Annotated in this window: 15 protein-coding genes; 12 read left to right on the top strand and 3 right to left on the bottom strand. The window is 40.9% G+C overall.

The features are described 5' to 3' along the window. Positions 1 to 145: 145 nt before the first annotated feature. On the bottom strand, positions 146 to 652 hold the full coding sequence (locus CWC17_RS04175; RefSeq protein ID WP_024031441.1) for a glycine cleavage system transcriptional repressor: 507 nt from the start codon (positions 650 to 652) through the stop codon (positions 146 to 148). A 559-nt stretch (positions 653 to 1,211) separates the two neighbouring features. Between CWC17_RS04175 and CWC17_RS04170 the strand changes: the two genes are divergently transcribed. The 7 genes from CWC17_RS04170 to CWC17_RS04140 all read left to right on the top strand — a co-directional run bounded on the left by CWC17_RS04170 (position 1,212) and on the right by CWC17_RS04140 (position 9,849). Then, on the top strand, positions 1,212 to 3,446 hold the full coding sequence (locus tag CWC17_RS04170) for an ABC transporter permease subunit (protein ID WP_138540417.1): 2,235 nt from the start codon (positions 1,212 to 1,214) through the stop codon (positions 3,444 to 3,446). 15 nt (positions 3,447 to 3,461) lie between these two features. Next, positions 3,462 to 5,111 carry a phosphate ABC transporter permease PstA gene (gene pstA / locus CWC17_RS04165; RefSeq protein ID WP_138540416.1) on the top strand — a complete coding sequence of 550 codons (1,650 nt, stop codon included), beginning with the start codon at positions 3,462 to 3,464 and terminating at the stop codon, positions 5,109 to 5,111. 26 nt (positions 5,112 to 5,137) lie between these two features. Then, on the top strand, positions 5,138 to 5,965 hold the full coding sequence (pstB, locus tag CWC17_RS04160; RefSeq protein ID WP_055014696.1) for a phosphate ABC transporter ATP-binding protein PstB: 828 nt from the start codon (positions 5,138 to 5,140) through the stop codon (positions 5,963 to 5,965). 42 nt (positions 5,966 to 6,007) lie between these two features. Beyond that, the gene (gene phoU / locus CWC17_RS04155) at positions 6,008 to 6,709 is read left to right on the top strand and encodes a phosphate signaling complex protein PhoU (RefSeq protein ID WP_055014697.1); all 702 of its coding nucleotides are present in this window, start codon (positions 6,008 to 6,010) and stop codon (positions 6,707 to 6,709) included. Positions 6,710 to 6,859: 150 nt separating this feature from the next. Beyond that, positions 6,860 to 7,537, top strand: a complete 678-nt coding sequence (locus tag CWC17_RS04150) for a TIGR00153 family protein (RefSeq protein WP_004587620.1) — start codon at positions 6,860 to 6,862, stop codon at positions 7,535 to 7,537. A 40-nt stretch (positions 7,538 to 7,577) separates the two neighbouring features. Beyond that, positions 7,578 to 8,846 (top strand): inorganic phosphate transporter, encoded by a 1,269-nt coding sequence (locus CWC17_RS04145; protein ID WP_055014698.1) that lies wholly within the window; start codon positions 7,578 to 7,580, stop codon positions 8,844 to 8,846. Between the two features lie 82 nt (positions 8,847 to 8,928). Beyond that, a complete protein-coding gene (locus CWC17_RS04140; protein WP_138612154.1) occupies positions 8,929 to 9,849 on the top strand; it encodes a hydrogen peroxide-inducible genes activator in 921 nt (306 codons plus the stop codon). Positions 9,850 to 9,896: 47 nt separating this feature from the next. Here CWC17_RS04140 and CWC17_RS04135 read toward each other — a convergent pair whose 3' ends face one another. Then, a complete protein-coding gene (locus tag CWC17_RS04135) occupies positions 9,897 to 10,109 on the bottom strand; it encodes a hypothetical protein (protein WP_024031438.1) in 213 nt (70 codons plus the stop codon). Positions 10,110 to 10,296: 187 nt separating this feature from the next. Continuing rightward, positions 10,297 to 12,828 carry an EAL domain-containing protein gene (locus CWC17_RS04130; RefSeq protein WP_138612153.1) on the bottom strand — a complete coding sequence of 844 codons (2,532 nt, stop codon included), beginning with the start codon at positions 12,826 to 12,828 and terminating at the stop codon, positions 10,297 to 10,299. Positions 12,829 to 13,029: 201 nt separating this feature from the next. Between CWC17_RS04130 and queA the strand changes: the two genes are divergently transcribed. From queA to secF, 5 genes are all read left to right on the top strand, one after another. Further along, complete coding sequence (gene queA / locus CWC17_RS04125) at positions 13,030 to 14,061, top strand: tRNA preQ1(34) S-adenosylmethionine ribosyltransferase-isomerase QueA (protein WP_138612152.1); 1,032 nt, start codon at positions 13,030 to 13,032, stop codon at positions 14,059 to 14,061. 175 nt (positions 14,062 to 14,236) lie between these two features. After that, the gene (tgt, locus tag CWC17_RS04120) at positions 14,237 to 15,361 is read left to right on the top strand and encodes a tRNA guanosine(34) transglycosylase Tgt (RefSeq protein WP_138612151.1); all 1,125 of its coding nucleotides are present in this window, start codon (positions 14,237 to 14,239) and stop codon (positions 15,359 to 15,361) included. Positions 15,362 to 15,386: 25 nt separating this feature from the next. After that, positions 15,387 to 15,722, top strand: a complete 336-nt coding sequence (gene yajC, locus CWC17_RS04115) for a preprotein translocase subunit YajC (RefSeq protein WP_055014703.1) — start codon at positions 15,387 to 15,389, stop codon at positions 15,720 to 15,722. A gap of 19 nt (positions 15,723 to 15,741) precedes the next feature. After that, a complete protein-coding gene (secD, locus tag CWC17_RS04110; RefSeq protein ID WP_055014759.1) occupies positions 15,742 to 17,601 on the top strand; it encodes a protein translocase subunit SecD in 1,860 nt (619 codons plus the stop codon). Between the two features lie 9 nt (positions 17,602 to 17,610). After that, on the top strand, positions 17,611 to 18,558 hold the full coding sequence (gene secF, locus CWC17_RS04105; protein WP_055014704.1) for a protein translocase subunit SecF: 948 nt from the start codon (positions 17,611 to 17,613) through the stop codon (positions 18,556 to 18,558). Positions 18,559 to 18,837 lie beyond the last annotated feature (279 nt).

Here is an 18,837-nt window from a genome sequence, read left to right as displayed (position 1 = left end):
ATTTGGGCTGTGTATACGCTTAGGGGGGATTGCAATGTAAAAAGCGATAATACGAGTAATAATCAGCCCTTTTTATTTAAATTTACGCCAGTTAGATGACATAAAAATGACTGCCGTGTCATTTTTATGTCAAGGGCGTGCTAGTTTAGGCCTCTTCAATATCTACAATTAAGTCACTGGTAATCGATTCAAGCGCATCAATCACTTCTTCTTTATTCATACCGCTGGGTAATGTAACCGTGGCGACAGCACTAAAAATAGGCACTCCCCAATTTGGCGCGCTCTGCTGTCTTGAGTTTAAATGAGTGATACTTGCGCCTTTATGGCGTATTACACTTGCCAACTCTTGTACAATACCAGGTCGGTCGTTGCCGGTAATAACAAAGTTTATTTGTTCTTTGCTGCTTGGCTCTACCTCTGTGTTGCCGGTTTCAATACGTACATCGAGTTTAGGTAAGGCATTTAATGCATTTTGTAATGCTTCAAAGTGTTCCTGGGCTACTTCAACCTGAATAATACCTGCAAAGTGACCAAGTAAGTGGCTTAAATTACTGCTTAGCCAGTTTCCCTTATTTTGCAAAATAACAGATGAAATGCTTTCTACTAATCCGGGCCGGTCTTGCCCTAAAATGGTGATCACCAACTGCTTCATAAATAGCTCTCTCTAAGCCTGAAAATGTAAATGCGTAGGCATTAATTATGTGTAATGTTTCTATCAATGTAGGGGGTAAAATAAACGCATAGAAAACTACTCGTTTATTACTACTTATTTGTATATTTATCGTTGTATTTTTTTAGCTTAAGCGCTGTTGTCTTCATTTGTTATACATAGTTTTAGTATTGTCTGCGTTAAATTGTTTGTCCAATAAAAGCACAAATTAGTTCCTACAAAAACATAAATCCACACTGAATCAATTAACAATTTTATAGCACTTTTGATAATAAGTGTCATCGTATTGTGCTTTCTGCTCAGGAGCGTCTAGTTTTCACTCGCTTTGAGCAGTACGTATTTCGTTAACCATAAAAGTGTAAATAGGTAATGCGTAATAAACGTATAAATATAGATGAGCTAAATACTGCAAAGCGCGCTATTGAGTACCTAATAAAGGGGCCGTTTTAAAGCCTTGCAGTGGGTATTTATTACATCTGTAACATTACTGTCATCTTGATGAAATATAATTCGCGCAACAACAGAATTAAAGGGTGTGTTGATGACTTCCAATCCGAATAAGCCGACTTTAAATACGGATCGAAGCCGTCTATTTAAAGACCGGTTTGCAAAGTGGGGTATTTCCGCAGGTGGAGTAATGGTATTAATAGCATTGTTATTAATATTCTTTTACCTCCTTTATGTGGTACAACCAATTTTTGAGTCAGCAAAAGTAGAAAAGCGTAACAGCTTTAACGTTACTAATGCTGATCAAATCGTGGGCTTAGGTGTTGAGGAGCAAACAGAGGTTGCCTTTTTGCTATCCCAGCAAGGCGAAGTCACTTTTTATAGTGTGCAAGATGGCAGCTTTGGCCAAAAGCTTAAAACATTAAGCGCTAAGCTACCAAGTGATGCATCAAGCTTTGCAAACAGTGCGCCGTTTCAGGGGCATTATGCGTTTGGCTTAGAAAATGGCTCAGTGATGCTTGTCGCACCTAAGTTTTTAGTCACTTTTCCAAATAATCAAAGAAAGCTAACACCGCGCCTAGATTACCCTCTTGGCGAAATGGCATTAGAAGTTGACGATCAAGGTGCAGCCATCAAGCGCTTTGCATTTAGCCATTATGAAGATAAAACAGCTGTTGTAGCTTTAACCGAAGACAAGCGCGTGTTGTTTAGCAGCTTTGTGGCTGAGGAAAACATGTTCACTGGTGAAGTTGAATGGGTAGTTGAGCGCACCGAACTTGATGTAAATGGGCGCATAGACGAGCTATTAATTTCGCCGGATACCACCCGAACTTTTGTGCGTTCAGCTAATCAAATTTATGTTTACGATACCCGCTATCCAGATGATGTAGAACAGATCCAGTTACTGTCAGCTAATGAAGAAAACGCTAATATAGTATCAGCCCAGCTGCTTGCTGGTGCTAACTCGCTAATGTTGGCAAACGACAATGGTGAAGTCTCGCAGTGGTTTGAGGTGAACACGGATAGCGGTCGTGAGTATCAAAAAATTCGCTCGTTTGAAACAACGAAGCAAAGCAAGCTGAATATTTTCACTGAGTTTTATCGTCGTACTTTCTTTACAACAAGTAGTAACGGTGAGTTAGGTGTTTATTACACCACAAGTGAGGCAAAACTTTGGCAGGGTAAAGTAAGTGAAGGTGAAATTAAAAACTTTGCTATAGCCCCACGTTCAAATGCAGCGCTAATTTTAGCCGATAACCAACTAACCGTACTAGAGATTCATAATGAGCACCCAGAGGTTACATGGTCTGCCCTGTGGCAAGAAGTATGGTACGAAGGTTACCCAGAGCCAGGCTACATTTGGCAATCTACCTCAGCAAGCGATGACTTTGAGTCTAAATTTTCTTTAGTTCCTATTTCGTTTGGTACCTTAAAAGCTGCGCTGTATGCCATGCTGTTTGCAGTGCCTATTGCGCTCTCTGCTGCTATCTATACCGCATACTTTATGTCGAGTGAGCTACGTAGAGTGGTAAAGCCAACCGTCGAAATTATGGAAGCTCTGCCTACTGTAATACTCGGGTTTTTAGCTGGCCTGTGGTTAGCGCCACTTATAGAAGCGCACTTACCTGCTATTGTTGGTTTACTTATTTTATTGCCATTAGGTGTATTAGCCACCGCACTAGGCTGGACTAAGTTACCAGCGAGTATTCGCCATAAAATCCCTGAAGGGTCACATTCTATTCTGCTAATTCCGGTCGTGTTATTTATTGGCTGGCTGTCGTTCGCGATGAGCGAAACAGTCGAGCTTTGGATGTTTGATGGAAATGTACGTCAATACTTAACCAATGAACTTGGTATGACGTTTGACCAACGTAACTCGTTAGTTGTGGGTATTGCGATGGGCTTTGCGGTTATTCCTACTATTTTTTCGATTGCGGAAGATGCCGTATTTAGTGTGCCTAAACACTTATCAAACGGTTCACTTGCACTTGGTGCTACACAATGGCAAACGCTAGTGCGCGTTGTACTACTTACAGCAAGCCCAGGCATTTTCTCTGCTGTGATGATGGGCCTTGGCCGTGCAGTAGGAGAAACCATGATTGTATTAATGGCAACCGGTAATACGCCGATTATGGATTGGAGTATTTTCCAAGGTATGCGTACTTTAGCTGCAAACATTGCGGTAGAAATGCCTGAATCAGAAGTAGGCAGCTCGCACTATAGAATATTATTCTTAGCAGCATTTGTACTATTCATATTCACCTTTGTTTTCAACACAGTGGCTGAGTTTGTTCGTCAGCAGCTGCGTGAAAAATACAGCTCAATGTAAGTGGAGAGACACGACATGGTAAAGCAGTGGTTTAAGTCTGGTTCTCCTTGGATTTGGATGACAGGCGGTGCAGTAAGTATCAGCTTAATCTCAGTTCTTGGTTTATTAGCAATGATAGCTTGGAAAGGGTTAAGCTTTTTCTGGCCATCGGAGGTGGTTCAATTCGAGCTAGAAGGGTCTATTTCAAAACAAACCATAATTGGTGAAGTTTACGACCGAGAGCTCGTACCTACGGCACGTTTAGCGGCAACCGGTATTGATGTTTCAGACTTTAATAAAGATGAAGTTGAGCGTTTACTTATAAAAACAGGTAACCGCGAATTTGTAGATTTAGATTTTCGCTGGATATTAGAAACTGATATTACTGAGCAAAGTACACCGGCTACGCTTGCTGTATTTGAGCGTAGTAAAAACGGTAACTTTTATGGTTACATCGAAGGTGTAATTAAAGATGGAAAGCCGGTTACTGGCGATAAAATCGAAACCTTACATGAGTTAGTAGAACGTGCGGTTGATTTAAACGATGAAGCGCTTGATTTGCAAAATGGCGAAATTGGTCATATTAACTACGAGCTTGAGCGTTTACGCCTACAAGAAAAAGCCTACCTACTTGATGACGAGCTGACCGATGAGCGTGTTGCTGAGCTTGCCCAGGCACGTGCCGAGTTACGTAATGAATACGCAGTACTTGAAAAAGAGCTATTTTCACTACGTAAAAAAGCCAAGCGTGACCAAGTATTAGTTAAAGATATGCGCGGTGAAGTGGTCACCATTCCACTGTATCAAGTACTTGATGTTTGGTTGCCGAACGACATGGGCTTTTTCTCAAAACTAGGCCATTACTTTGTACAATTGGGTAAGTTTGTATCAGACGACCCACGTGAAGCTAACACCGAAGGCGGCGTATTCCCTGCAATATTTGGTACTGTATTTATGGTAATGCTGATGGCTGTTATTGTGACTCCATTTGGCGTAGTTGCAGCAATTTACTTGCATGAATACGCAGCTAAAAATGCAGTAACTAAGATGATTCGTATTGCGGTAATAAACCTTGCCGGTGTGCCGTCTATTGTTTATGGCGTATTCGGACTGGGCTTTTTTGTATACATGCTTGGGGGGAGTCTTGATCAATTATTCTACCCCGAAGCCGCACCAACACCAGTATTTGGTACACCCGGTGTAATGTGGTCGGCACTTACATTAGCTATTCTTACATTACCGGTTGTTATTGTATCAACTGAGGAAGGCTTATCGCGTATTCCAAGTACAGTACGCGATGGTTCATTAGCGCTTGGTGCCACAAAGGTTGAAACCTTATGGCGAATTATTATTCCTATGGCAAGCCCAGCAATCATGACAGGTTTAATACTTGCTGTTGCGAGAGCGGCCGGTGAAGTTGCACCATTAATGTTGGTAGGTGTTGTAAAAATGGCCCCTACGTTACCCCTTGACGGTAACTTCCCATATTTTCACTTAGATAGAAAGTTCATGCACTTAGGCTTTCATATTTATGATGTAGGCTTTCAAAGCCCTAATGTTGAAGCGGCGCGCCCGCTGGTATACGCAACGGCCTTCTTATTGGTGTCGGTGATTATTACCCTCAACATAACAGCGATAGGCATACGTAATCATTTACGTGAAAAATTCAGATCGCTTGAACACTAATTAGTAAAGAATTATAGGTAACAAACATGATTACAGTCGCTCCACAAGTAAACCAAGCTAATACAGGCTTGAAGTTAGACTTAGAAAACTTAACTGATGACCAAAAAGCGTTAGAGATTAAGGACCTTGATCTTTACTATGGTGAAAAGCAAGCGCTTAGCAAAGTGAATATGAATATTCCTAAAGGTCAGGTAACCGCGTTTATCGGCCCATCGGGTTGTGGTAAATCAACCCTATTGCGATGCATTAACCGCATGAACGATTTAGTCGATGTGTGTCGTATTGAAGGTGAAATATTACTTCATGGTCAAAACATTTACGATAAAAAGGTCGATGTAGCCGCGCTTCGTCGTAACGTAGGTATGGTGTTTCAACGTCCTAACCCATTTCCTAAATCGATTTATGAAAATGTGGTTTATGGCCTACGCTTACAGGGTATTAAAGAAAAGCGTAAGCTAGATGAAGTAGTAGAGCAATCACTTCGTGGTGCGGCACTATGGGATGAAGTAAAAGACAGATTACATGATAGCGCATTTGGGCTATCGGGTGGTCAGCAACAGCGTTTAGTTATTGCCCGTTCAATTGCAATTGAGCCTGAAGTACTATTACTTGATGAACCAACGTCGGCACTTGACCCAATTTCTACTTTGGTTATTGAAGAGCTAATTAACGATTTAAAAAATAAATTTACCGTAGTCATTGTTACGCACAACATGCAACAAGCTGCACGTGTATCTGATCAAACGGCCTTTATGTACATGGGCGAATTAATCGAATACTCAGATACTAATACCTTATTTACAACGCCTAGCAAAAAGAAAACAGAAGACTACATTACAGGCCGTTACGGCTAGTTTTTGCTTGGTTATTGTGAACGAATTTAAGAGAAGGTAATTATGGAACATAATATAAACAAACATATATCTGGTCGCTTTAATCAAGAACTAGAAAATGTTCGTAACCATGTACTAAACATGGGGGGCTTAGTTGAGCAACAGCTAAGCAGTGCACTTGACGCAGTAAGTCGTAACGATGCTGAACTAGCACAAAAAGTACGCCAAAACGATTACAAAGTGAATGCAATGGAAGTAAGCATTGACGATGAGTGTACACGCATTATTGCGCGTCGCCAGCCTGCAGCAAGCGATTTGCGCTTGGTTGTTGCTATTGCTAAAACGATTGCTGATTTAGAGCGTATTGGTGATGAAGCTGAGCGTATTGCTAAAGTAGCTTTGGACTCATTTACTAAAGATCAGCAAGATTTATTAGTGAATATTGAAAATATGGGACGCCAAGTATTAAAAATGCTACATGATGTGCTTGATGCATTTGCGCGTATGGATGTACAACGTGCCTTTGAAGTACATAAAGAAGATTCAAAAGTTGACCGTGAATATGAAGCAATTACGCGCCAAATTATGACTTATATGATGGAAGATCCACGCTCAATCCCAAAAATTATGGATTTAGTATGGTCTGTACGTTCATTAGAGCGTATTGGGGACCGTTGCCAAAATATTGCGGAATACATTATATATTTTGTTAACGGAAAAGATATTCGTCATACATCTCAAGAGGATATAGAAAAATCGTTGTAATGTTTTTTCTATCATTCTTTTTTATTAAAGCGGCTTAATGCCGCTTCATGCATTGTTAGCTGCGGTGAAATAATAAAAAGCGTTCACAATCGCGGCTAATACTGTAAAATTCATGCTGCAAAGCATATCAATTTGATTAAAGGGTCAGTTATGCCTACAAACGCGTTTTTAGGAGTATTTGCAAAATCTCCTATCAAACCAATGGAAGAACACATCAAGAAAGTTCATCAAGCAAGCAAAGCTTTGATACCTTTCTTTAATCACGTATTTAAAGAAGAATGGCAGCAAGCAGAAGAGCTTCGTTTAACTATTCGTAATTTAGAGCGTGAAGCTGATGATATGAAAAGAGATATACGCTTACAATTACCGCGTGGTTTATTTATGCCGGTAGAGCGTACAGATCTGCTCGAACTCGTAACTCAACAAGATAAAATAGCAAATAAAGCAAAAGATATTGCAGGGCGCGTAATTGGTCGTGAAATGACTATTCCTAGCGCTATGCAGGCAGACTTTTTAGCTTATCTAACACGTTGTGTTGATGCGACTAAACAAGCATCAAAAGCAATTAATGAGTTAGAAGAGTTATTAGAAACGGGTTTTAAAGGTCGCGAGGTTACCTTAGTTGAAAAAATGCTCGTAGAATTGGATGCCATAGAACAAGACACGGATGAAATGCAAATTAAAGTACGCCGCCAACTGCGTGATGTAGAAAGCGAGCTAAACCCAATTGATGTTATGTTTTTATACAAAATAATTGAATGGGTTGGCGAGCTTGCAGATATTGCAGAGCGCGTAGGATCACGTCTTGAGCTGATGTTAGCTCGTTAATTTATACAAATCAGTTCAAACGAAAGATTAAGGTTACACAATGGATATCATTGCATCTTACGGCACGGTATTAGTTTTAATTGCCGCAGCAGTCGGCTTTTTTATGGCTTATGGTATTGGCGCGAACGACGTCGCTAATGCGATGGGTACTTCGGTAGGTTCTAAAGCGTTAACAATAAAACAAGCAATTATTATTGCGATGGTTTTTGAATTTGCTGGTGCTTATTTAGCGGGGGGTGAGGTTACATCAACAATTCGTAAAGGCATTATTGATGCAGCTCCTTTTGCAGCGCTGCCAGATTTAATGGTTTTAGGTATGATCTCTGCGCTTTTTGCAGCGGGTACTTGGCTATTAATCGCCTCATTTTTAGGTTGGCCTGTTTCAACTACTCACTCAATTATTGGTGCAATCATAGGTTTTGCATTAGTTGCAGTGGGTACAGAGGCTATTCAGTGGAATAAAGTTGGGGGTATTGTAGGTAGTTGGATTATAACACCGGCAATTTCAGGCTTTATTGCTTACTTAATATTTATGAGTGCGCAAAAGCTAATTTTTGATACCGATGCACCGCTTAAAAACGCGAAGCGCTTTGTACCTCTGTACATGGGTTTAGCGGGTTTTATTATGGCGCTAGTAACAATTAAGAAAGGCTTAAAGCATATAGGTATTAATCTAGGTGCTACAGAGGGCTACTTAATTGCTATCGCAATTGCTGTGATTGTAGCTATTATTGGTAAAATTGCGATTTCACGTTTAAATATTGACCCTAAAGCTGATAAACAAATGCAATTTAATAACGTAGAAAAAGTATTTGCGGTATTAATGGTATTAACAGCGTGTTGTATGGCGTTTGCGCATGGCTCAAACGACGTAGCGAATGCAATTGGCCCACTAGCTGCGGTTGTGAACATTGTTGAAAGCAACGGTGAAATCGCTAAAAAAGCGGCTATCGCATGGTGGATTTTACCACTCGGTGGTTTTGGTATTGTTGCGGGTCTTGCTATTTTAGGTAAAAAAGTAATTAAAACGATAGGTGAAGGTATTACACATTTAACGCCTAGCCGTGGTTTTGCTGCAGAACTGGCGGCTGCATCAACCGTTGTTATTGCATCAGGTACTGGTATGCCAATCTCTACTACACAAACCTTAGTTGGTGCGGTATTAGGTGTAGGTATGGCACGTGGTATTGCTGCTCTTAACATGGGTGTTATCAGAAACATTGTAGTTTCTTGGGTAATTACATTGCCAGTTGGCGCTGCCCTTGCTATTGTTATTTTCTACGTACTAAGAACCGCGTTTGGGGTTTAACAAAAAAGTACTCAAAGACTTTTAGCTTGAAAAGATCTCAACGCCTTTGGTGTTGGGGTCTTTTTATTTGTGGAAAGAAAAAATGACCAACCTACCAAGTATTAAACAGCTACAGTATTTATTAGCTGTACATCAGCACCAGCATTTTGGCCGTGCAGCAAGTGCGTGCTTTATTGGGCAATCTACTTTAAGCAGTGCAATTCAAAACCTTGAAGAAACACTCGGTTGTCAGCTAATAGAGCGAGAGAATCGTAGCCTCATGTTTACCAGTATTGGTGAAGAAGTTGTTGAACGCTCTCGTAAAATTATTAACGATACAATTAGTTTAAAAGAGCTAACCAAAAGCTTTTTAACGCCACTCAGTGGCAAGTTAGTGGTAGGGGTTATACCTACTATTGCAAGTTTCATAGCGGCGCCTTTGTATCATTTTTGTAAGCAAACCTTTTGTGATTTAGAGTTGGTACTTGTTGAAGATACTAGCGATAAGTTATTAGATAAGCTTGAACACGGCCATATTGATTTAGCGTTGTTAGCTCTGCCTTATCAAACAGGGAAGTTTCATACCCAAGTATTGGCTAAAGATCACTTTAGTTTAGTGCACCACAAAGATTACAGCCCAGCTAAAGGCGTTGAAGACTTTAATTTACTACCTGAGGCGAGTGTATTTTTATTAGAGCGAGAGCACTGTATGACAGGGCATGCCTTGAGTGCGTGTCACTTAAATCGTTCAAGCTGTATTAATCCGTTTGAAGCTGCAAGTCTACATACTTTACTCAGTATGGTAGAGCATCAGCTAGGGGTTACATTTTTACCGCAAATGGCGATTAATGCGGGCATTCTTAAAGATAAAAATATGATAGCAACTCCCTCGCAAGGTGATGCTTACAGAGATATAGGCATATTGTGGCGAAAAACCACGGGAAGAATTCGCGACTTTAAATTATTCAGCCAGCAGCTGGAAGTGTTTTTAGCTCGCCAATGCAGCCTGGACTTTGAGGGTTAATCCTAATTACTTTCAAGAGTAAATTAAAGCAATAACAAAACAGCAGCCTATAACGGCTGCTGTTTGCTATGTGTTTGGCTTTCAAAGGGTTCTAGCTCGGGTAGAAAAAGTAAATAAATCCACACAACTACATTAAAATACGGGAGTAGGCCTAAAGTAGCAAATACGCCTACTGGGTAGCCCTTTAGCTGCGCGTATCGATAGCACTGATACGCAATTACACAATGTATTACGAGAAGTAAAATAATCAACTGCGCCATACCTTCCTCCTTAAACCTGACAAGCTTTAACCTCTATGTAATTGCTAGTCATGTATGCTTATAGGTAATGTCATGTTTTTGTTGTTAAATCATCAAAACAACAAGACATTTACTAAGTGGTACGTAAAGTATAGGCAATAAGTGCAATAATGATAGTAATAAAATGCTTAAAACTGTTTAAAAATGTTTAGCTGACGCTAGGCTGTTGTTGGGTAAAAGGTTTCTTCTGGTAAATAATTTTAAGCGTCGATTGTACTTTTTCTACAGGCACGGGTCGGGCAATAAAATAGCCTTGTCCGTAGTCAACACCAATCTTTTTTAGGGCAAAAAATATCTCTTCGCTCTCTACGTATTCAGCTACTGAGCGCTTATCAAGAGAGCGGCTTATATCGTTAATAGCCTTAACGAGTGCTAAGTCGATGGGGTCGTTAATCATGTCACGTACAAACGAGCCATCTATTTTAACATGCTGCGCAGGTAACTGTTTTAAATAGTTAAATGTGCTAAAGCCTGTACCAAAGTCATCAATAGAAAAATGACAGCCTAAACTGTTCAGCTTTTCTATCATTTTACGGGTAGCTTTTAAGTTGTTGACTGAGGCCGACTCGGTAATTTCAAAAATAATACGCGAAGGCGGTACGTGGTATTTTTCTAGGCTCGATTCTATATGTGGCAATAAGCGCTCATCTAAAAACGATTGAGCAGAAAGATTAATAGCCACTTGATTTAAATCTGGGTGTTCAGCAACGCTCGCAATAGCATTACGAATAACACATTGGTCCATCAAAAAAGTATCGTTAAGTAGCTCAAGGGAGGGAATAAATTGATTAGGAAAAATAAGCTTATCGTCTATTTTAAGACGCAGCAACGCTTCAAAATAAGCCACTTTATTGGCCTTAAAGTCCCATATCGGCTGATAGTGTAGTTCCACGTTGTCCTGTTGAAGCGCCTGTCGGATCTCATGCCCCCACTCAAGTCCTGTTTGCAGAGTGTTATTCTGCGCATCTTCTTTTGAGTAGCAATGCACTAGGTTACGGCCTAAACTTTTAGCAATATATAGGGCAATGTCGGCTTGCTTAAGGCATTCACTCGGATCACAATTTTGAGCCGTTATTTGCGTTAAGCCAATAGAGCAACTAATTGAGTAAACTTGCTCTTCTGATTTAAACTCGTGTTGTTCAATCGCGCTACAAATACTCTCTGCAATTAGGTGAGCATCTAGCAGTTGCGTATTTTTTAAAATAACTGCAAATTCGTCACCGCCTATTCTACAAACTAGATGTTTAGCGCTAATGTTCGCTTCAAATAATTGGGCAACATCTTTTAGTACTATATCGCCTTGTTGATGGCCTTTACTATCGTTAATTATTTTAAAATGATCTAAATCGATATAAATAAGTGCGTGCTCTACACCATCATAGGTATGCTTGGTTTGGCATATTTTATTAAGTTGTTGATCAAAATAATAACGATTATGTAAGCCTGTGAGCGTATCATGCAGTGCTAAGTGGCGCAGTTTTAACTCGGCTTGTTTTCGCTCATGTATGTTGTCGATTGTGGCAGTAATAGTGGCATTATTACTGCTGTTTTTTATTAGCTGTAACCGGCATTCAACCCAAATCTGATTGCCATTTTTATGATTAAGTTGAATTTCAACTTGCTGCTGGTGTGTGCCGCCATTAAGAATATCGTTAATGGTCGTATTTAGTTTTACTTGGCATTCATCTGAGCAATAGTCGATTAAAGACTTTTGCAAAGACGATTTAACCCCAAAGCCACTTAGTGTTTCCCAAGCGGGGTTTATAAAGCGAATTTTACCTCGTTGGTCGAGCTCTAAAACCACCGTGTTTAAATGCAGTAAAATACGTTGGTGCGCCGAAAACAGCTCCTTGTAGCGAACTTCGCTAATACTTAGCTGCTCAACCTTTTGTGCAAACTCAGCATAACTCACCATAAAGTCTTCACGACGCGCAGCATGGTCACACACCTTATTTAAAAACGACGGGTCGTACGGCGCTCTTATAAAGTCAGTCACACCTGACAACAGTAATTGCTCTGCATAGTCTGCATCGTTATTGTCAATAATAGTGACAATGGCTTGTTTAGGATTATGTTGCAGTATTTCTTCGACTAAAAGACTTGAAGTATCAGCGCGTGACGCGGTTGCATCAAGCAATACAATAGCAAATTGTTGTTGATTGTAAGCATTTAAAGCACTTTGGCTTGATGTAACATGGGTAATAGCAAAATTGAGCTTAAGTTGCTGCGCTATTTCATCGGCTTTTTGCGCTATTGGTTCTAGTAAGAGTAAATTAAGACGGCTACTTTTTTCTAAATGTGTAGACAATACATTTGCCAACACCTGCGGCAACATGTCTTGGTGCTCAAAGGGCAGTACAGCGTCTATGCCGTAACTCCGTGCGGTGGTTTCTGCTATACGCTCACAGTAGATTGGCGGAATAAGTAAAATAGGGGTATTTTTAGGTGTTTTAAGTAAGCCTGAGCGGATCATGCGAGAAAAGCGCCAGCCATCTATTTTCCCTACGCTTAAACCAGTGATAATCATGTTTACGGGCTGTTTTTTTAATAGGGTGAGCGCGTCTTGGCTATCTGCGGCTTCTATGAATTCAAATACGTTTAAGTATTCTAAAGTGGCGCGTATAGTTCGGCGTTCTTCGCTACTTGCGTTTAGAATGAGCAACTTCAGCTTATCTGCCACTTTTTTATAACCCCAAAACTAAACCATTATTATCAAAGGCAGTAAGAATAATGATATTTACTAATAAGAACAAGATTATTTAAAGTAGTTACTCAAATGTATCTAAAATAGGGTGAATCCTCTCAACTGTTGTAGATATCTTGAGCTTAGCCCAGGATAGATATACACTTGGCGCGATTTTAATGATGTGGAATACCGACTATGCGCGTGGCTGACTTTAGCTTTGACTTACCTGATGAATTAATTGCTCGTTTTCCTAAACAAGACAGAACCAGCAGCCGTTTACTAACCCTAGATGGCCCAACTGGCAACGTTGAACACAAAGTGTTTAGCGACCTACTTGATTTAGTTAACGAAGGTGACTTATTAGTATTTAACAATACCCGCGTTATTCCTGCCCGTATGTTTGGTCAAAAAGCCTCTGGCGGAAAAGTTGAAGTGCTTGTAGAGCGTGTAGTTGATGAACACCGCGTACTTGCCCATGTAAGAGCCAGTAAGTCGTTAAAGCCGGGTAACGAAGTTATTTTAGAAGGCAAAGCAAAAGCGACCATGATTGCGCGTCACGATACGTTATTTGAGCTTGAATTCGATCGTAGTCAAAATGTACTCGATATTCTAAACGATATTGGTCACATGCCTTTACCTCCTTATATTGACCGCCCTGACACCGAGGCTGACCGAGAGCGTTATCAAACCGTTTATGGTGAAAAACCTGGAGCCGTAGCAGCGCCTACGGCAGGGCTGCATTTTGACGATAAGTTAATGGCGGCACTAAAACAAAAAGGCGTAAACATGGCGTTTGTTACGCTACATGTAGGCGCGGGTACGTTTCAGCCGGTGCGTGTAGAAAGTGTAGATGAGCATGTAATGCACTCAGAATACATTGAGGTGCCTGACAACGTGGTACAGGCTGTTGCACAAACTAAGGCAAATGGCGGGCGTGTAATTGCAGTGGGAACAACTTCAGTGCGTTCGCTAGAGTCGGCAGCAAAAATACACGGCGGTAAATTAGATAGCTATTTTGGCGACACCGATATTTTTATTTTTCCGGGTTATCAGTTTAATGTAGTTGATGCCATGGTGACTAATTTTCACTTGCCTGAATCAACCCTCATTATGCTAGTAAGTGCCTTTAGCGGCCAAGATAACATTATGGGTGCGTACAACACCGCTATTGAACAAAAGTATCGATTTTTTAGCTATGGTGATGCGATGTTTTTAACGCGTAAATAAACACCTTTATAATCGGTACACTTATTAAAAACCCAGCGCACACGCTGGGTTTTTATTTGCCTGTGCTAATACGTAGTGAATTTAGCGCAGCTAATAGTAATAGCGGGGCAAAAAGGGTAGAATCGAGCGGTTAAATTATAGCTTGTTGGACTGTTTTTCCGACATTGAGGATGATATGAAATTTGAATTAGACCGCACCGACGGAAAAGCGCGCCGCGGCCGCTTGATTTTTGACCGTGGTGTAATAGAAACACCTGCATTTATGCCAGTAGGTACTTACGGTACTGTTAAGGGCATGACCCCAGATGAAGTTAAAGACACAGGGGCACAAATTTGTTTGGGTAACACCTTTCATTTAATGTTACGCCCAGGTACTGAAATCATTAAGCAACACGGTGATTTACACGACTTTATGAATTGGGACTTTCCAATTTTAACTGACTCGGGTGGTTTCCAAGTATTTAGCCTTGGCGCTATGCGTAAAATTACCGAAGAAGGCGTGTTGTTCCAATCGCCGGTAAATGGTGACCAAATTATGATGTCGCCTGAAAAATCAATGGAAGTACAGCGTGATTTAGGCTCAGACATCGTGATGATTTTTGACGAATGTACGCCATACCCAGCCACTGAAAAAGAAGCTAAAGAGTCTATGGAGCTATCGCTTCGTTGGGCTAAGCGCTCTAAAGAAGGCCACGGCGACAACCCATCAGCTTTATTTGGTATTATTCAAGGTGGTATGTACCCTGAGTTACGTGCACAATCACAAAAAGGCCTAGAAGAAATTGGCTTTGATGGTTACGCATTAGGTGGCCTATCGGTGGGTGAGCCTAAAAACGAAATGATGAATATTCTTGATCATTGTGCGTACAAAATGCCAGAGGATAAACCACGCTACTTAATGGGTGTAGGTAAACCTGAGGATTTAGTTGAGTCTGTACGCCGTGGTATTGATATGTTTGACTGTGTAATGCCTACGCGTAATGCACGTAATGGTCATTTATTTATTACTACAGGCACAATTAAAATTCGTAACGCAGTGCATAAAACAGACACTGGTCCGCTTGATCCTGAGTGTGATTGCCATACCTGTAAAAATTACTCGCGTGCTTATTTACATCACCTTGATAAATGTAATGAAATTTTAGGCGCACGACTAAACACAATCCATAACTTACGATACTATCAGCGTGTTATGGAAGGCCTACGCAATGCAATTAGTGAAGGTAAACTAGAAGAATTTGTTAGTGATTTTTATGCTCGCCGTGGCCAAGAAGTGCCTGAGCTTGCAGATATAAATTAAAATTTAAAAATATAGAGGAAGTATTATGAGTTTATTTATTTCAAACGCACACGCCGCTGCTGGTCAACCTGCTGCAGGTGGTGGTTGGGAAATGCTAATTATGTTAGCTATTTTCGGTTTGGTTTTTTACTTTTTAATTTACCGCCCACAAGCTAAGCGCGTTAAAGAACATAAAAGCTTAATGAGTGCGATGGCTAAAGGTGATGAAGTACTTACCCAAGGCGGTTTAGTTGGCAAAATCGTAAAAATTGCTGAAGATAAAGATTTCATCGTGATTTCTTTAAATGAGCAAGCTGAAGTTACAGTACAAAAATCGGCAGTATCTGCTGTATTGCCTAAAGGCACAATGAAGTCACTATAAAAATAAAAAGGACATGCCTGTGTTAAACAAGTTTCCAATTTGGAAGTATTTACTTGTTTTAGCTGTGGTAGCCATTGGCCTTTTATATGCTTCTCCAAACTTGTATGGCCGCGATCCGGCTATACAAGTTTCGGGGGCAAAAGGTGCAGATGTCGATCTCAGTGTAGTAGACAAAGTAAACGCAACCCTCAAACAACATAATGTAACAGCTAAGTCTACCGTGCTTGAAGGCGGCCAAGTATTAGTACGTTTTAAAAATGTTGAAGAACAGCTAAAAGCGCAAGACTTACTGCGTAATTCTCTTAGCGACGATTATATTTCTGCTATTAATATGGCACCCGCTCAACCAGCATGGTTAAAATCATTGGGTGGTAACCCGATGAAGCTAGGTCTTGATTTAAGTGGTGGTGTTCACTTCACCATGGAAATAGACATGGCAACCGCGGTAGATAATCAGCTAGAGCAAATGGAACAAGATTTTCGTAGCGACCTACGCGAAGAAAAACTTCGTTACCGTAGTGTTCGCCGTGTAGCAGGGTCTGAGCGTATGCGTGTAGAAATGCGTACCGAAGAAGACAAAGAGGCCGCTGAGCGCTTTTTAGCATCACGTTACCCACTAAACGTATACATTGATGATAGCAGCAACGATCGCGCATTTTTTGCCACTATGAGCGAGCAAAAGCTTAAAGAAATACGTGACTACGCTATTAAGCAAAACGAAACCATTATTCGTAATCGTATTAACCAAATTGGTGTTGCAGAGCCTAACGTACAGCGCCAAGGTGCTGAGCGTATTATTGTGCAACTACCAGGTGTACAAGATACAGCACGCGCTAAAGAAATTTTAGGTGCAACGGCCACGCTTGAATTTCGTGAAGTAGACGAAAATGCTGACCCAAGTGCGGCTGCTCAAGGGCGTATTCCCGCAGGCACAGAAATGATCATGAGTCGCGATGGTTACCCTGTGGTACTTAAAAAACGTGTCATTCTTGAAGGGAGCCACATCACAGGTGCGCAATCAGGCAACGATGAATACCAGCGCCCACAAGTGAGCATTACCTTAGATAGCAAAGGCGGGGCAAAAATGAATGCCTTTACCAAACGCGCTATTGGTAAGCGCATGGCCACGGTATTTATAGAGTACAAGCCATCGGGCAAAAAAGACGCTGACGGTAAAGCACTTCCACCTATTAAGGTAGAAGAGGTTATTAACGTTGCGACTATTCAAGCTCGTCTTGACCGCTCATTCCGTATTACAGGTATTGATAACCCAGCCGAAGCCCACAACTTAAGCTTGCTATTACGCGCCGGTGCACTAGTTGCGCCAATTCAAATTGTTGAAGAGCGCACAGTAGGCCCAAGCCTAGGCCAAGAAAACATAGAAGCGGGTATGACAGCTGTAGCTCTTGGTTTTGCGTTTGTGCTTGCCTTTATGCTTATTTACTACAAAGGGTTTGGTTTAGTTGCCAACATAGCACTTGCCGCTAACTTAGTACTTATTGTAGGTGTAATGTCGTTAATTCCAGGTGCTACATTAACTCTGCCAGGTATTGCCGGTATTGTATTAACTGTAGGTATGGCGGTAGATGCTAACGTACTTATTTTTGAGCGTATTCGTGAAGAGCTGGCCGATGGTCGTAGTCCGCAACAAGCCGTTCATTTTGGTTACGATAGTGCCTTTAGCACTATATTTGATGCCAATATCACCACACTAATTGCGGCCATTATATTATTTGCAGTGGGCACCGGCCCAATTGCAGGTTTTGCGGTTACATTAGCAATTGGTATTTTAACTTCAATGTTTACAGCCATAGTTGGTACCCGTGCGGTAATTAACTTATTTATTGGTGGTAAGCGCATTGATAAACTTTCAATTTAAGGAGCGGACATGCAAATTTTAAGTTTGGGTGGTAAAACCCTACGTTTCATGTCACTTCGTAAAGTGGCAATGGGTTTTTCTACGCTATTGATTTTAGCGTCGTTTGCCTCAATTTTTATCAAAGGTTTAAACTTTGGTTTAGATTTTACTGGCGGTACTGCTGTAGAGGTTGGTTTTTCGCAACCTGCAGATTTGAAAAAAGTACGCTCAGTATTAGCTGAAAACGGTTTTGCCGATGCCTCAGTGCAGCTGTTTGGTTCTAGCCAAGATATTTTGGTGCGTTTAGCGCCGCGCGGCAGTGAAGTAAAAGCCGAAGTTATTGGTAACCAAGTTATTACTGCCTTAAAGCAAGCTGATGAAAGCGTAGTAATGCGCCGTATTGAGTTTGTAGGTCCAAGCGTAGGGGAAGACTTAAAAGAGCAGGGTGGCCTTGCCATGTTAACTGCGCTTATTTGTATTTTGATTTACGTGGCATTTCGCTTTGAGTGGCGTTTTGCTGTGGGCGCAGTGGGGGCATTACTACACGATGTAATTATTACTGTTGGCTTGTTTTCTGTATTAGGGTTAGAGTTTGATTTAACTATTTTAGCGGCCATATTGGCGGTAATTGGTTACTCACTTAACGATACTATTGTGGTATCTGACCGTATTCGTGAAAACTTCCGTAAAGTACGCATCGACGACACGATTGAAATTATCGACATGTCGTTAACGCAAACACTTAACCGTACACTTGTAACGTCAATCACCACTATTTTGGTATTGATTGCGCTATTTGTGTGGGGCGGTCAAACCATTCACGGTTTTGCTACTGCCTTGTTATTTGGTGTATTTATTGGTACTTATTCTTCAGTTTACGTTGCAAGTTCAGTAGCGATTACCATGGGCGTAAGTAAAGAAGACTTAATACCAGAAGTGGTAGAAAAAGAAGGCGCCGACCTAGACGCATTGCCTTAATAGAGTCAAGGCTTAAAAAAAACCGCTCAATTGAGCGGTTTTTTATTGCATGTGTATTAAGTACCACGCAATAAAATTGTCATACAGGCTTGCTACTTTAATGCCCCAATTAAACAACAATCAGGTTTTGCAGTGGCAATGCAGCGCAAAGTTTAGGGCGTGCTGATCTTTGGTGGTTGAATTTGCAGCAGTATGTTTGGTTTTTAGGCAAGGCAGAGCCTATGAAGTGTGGTTGTTCCCCATAAATAGGCGATAACGCTGCATAAATGCCAAACATGC

The organism is Pseudoalteromonas sp. S3785, from assembly GCF_005887365.1.
GTDB lineage: Bacteria > Pseudomonadota > Gammaproteobacteria > Enterobacterales > Alteromonadaceae > Pseudoalteromonas.
This window is presented reverse-complemented; position numbering and strand designations above follow the sequence as displayed.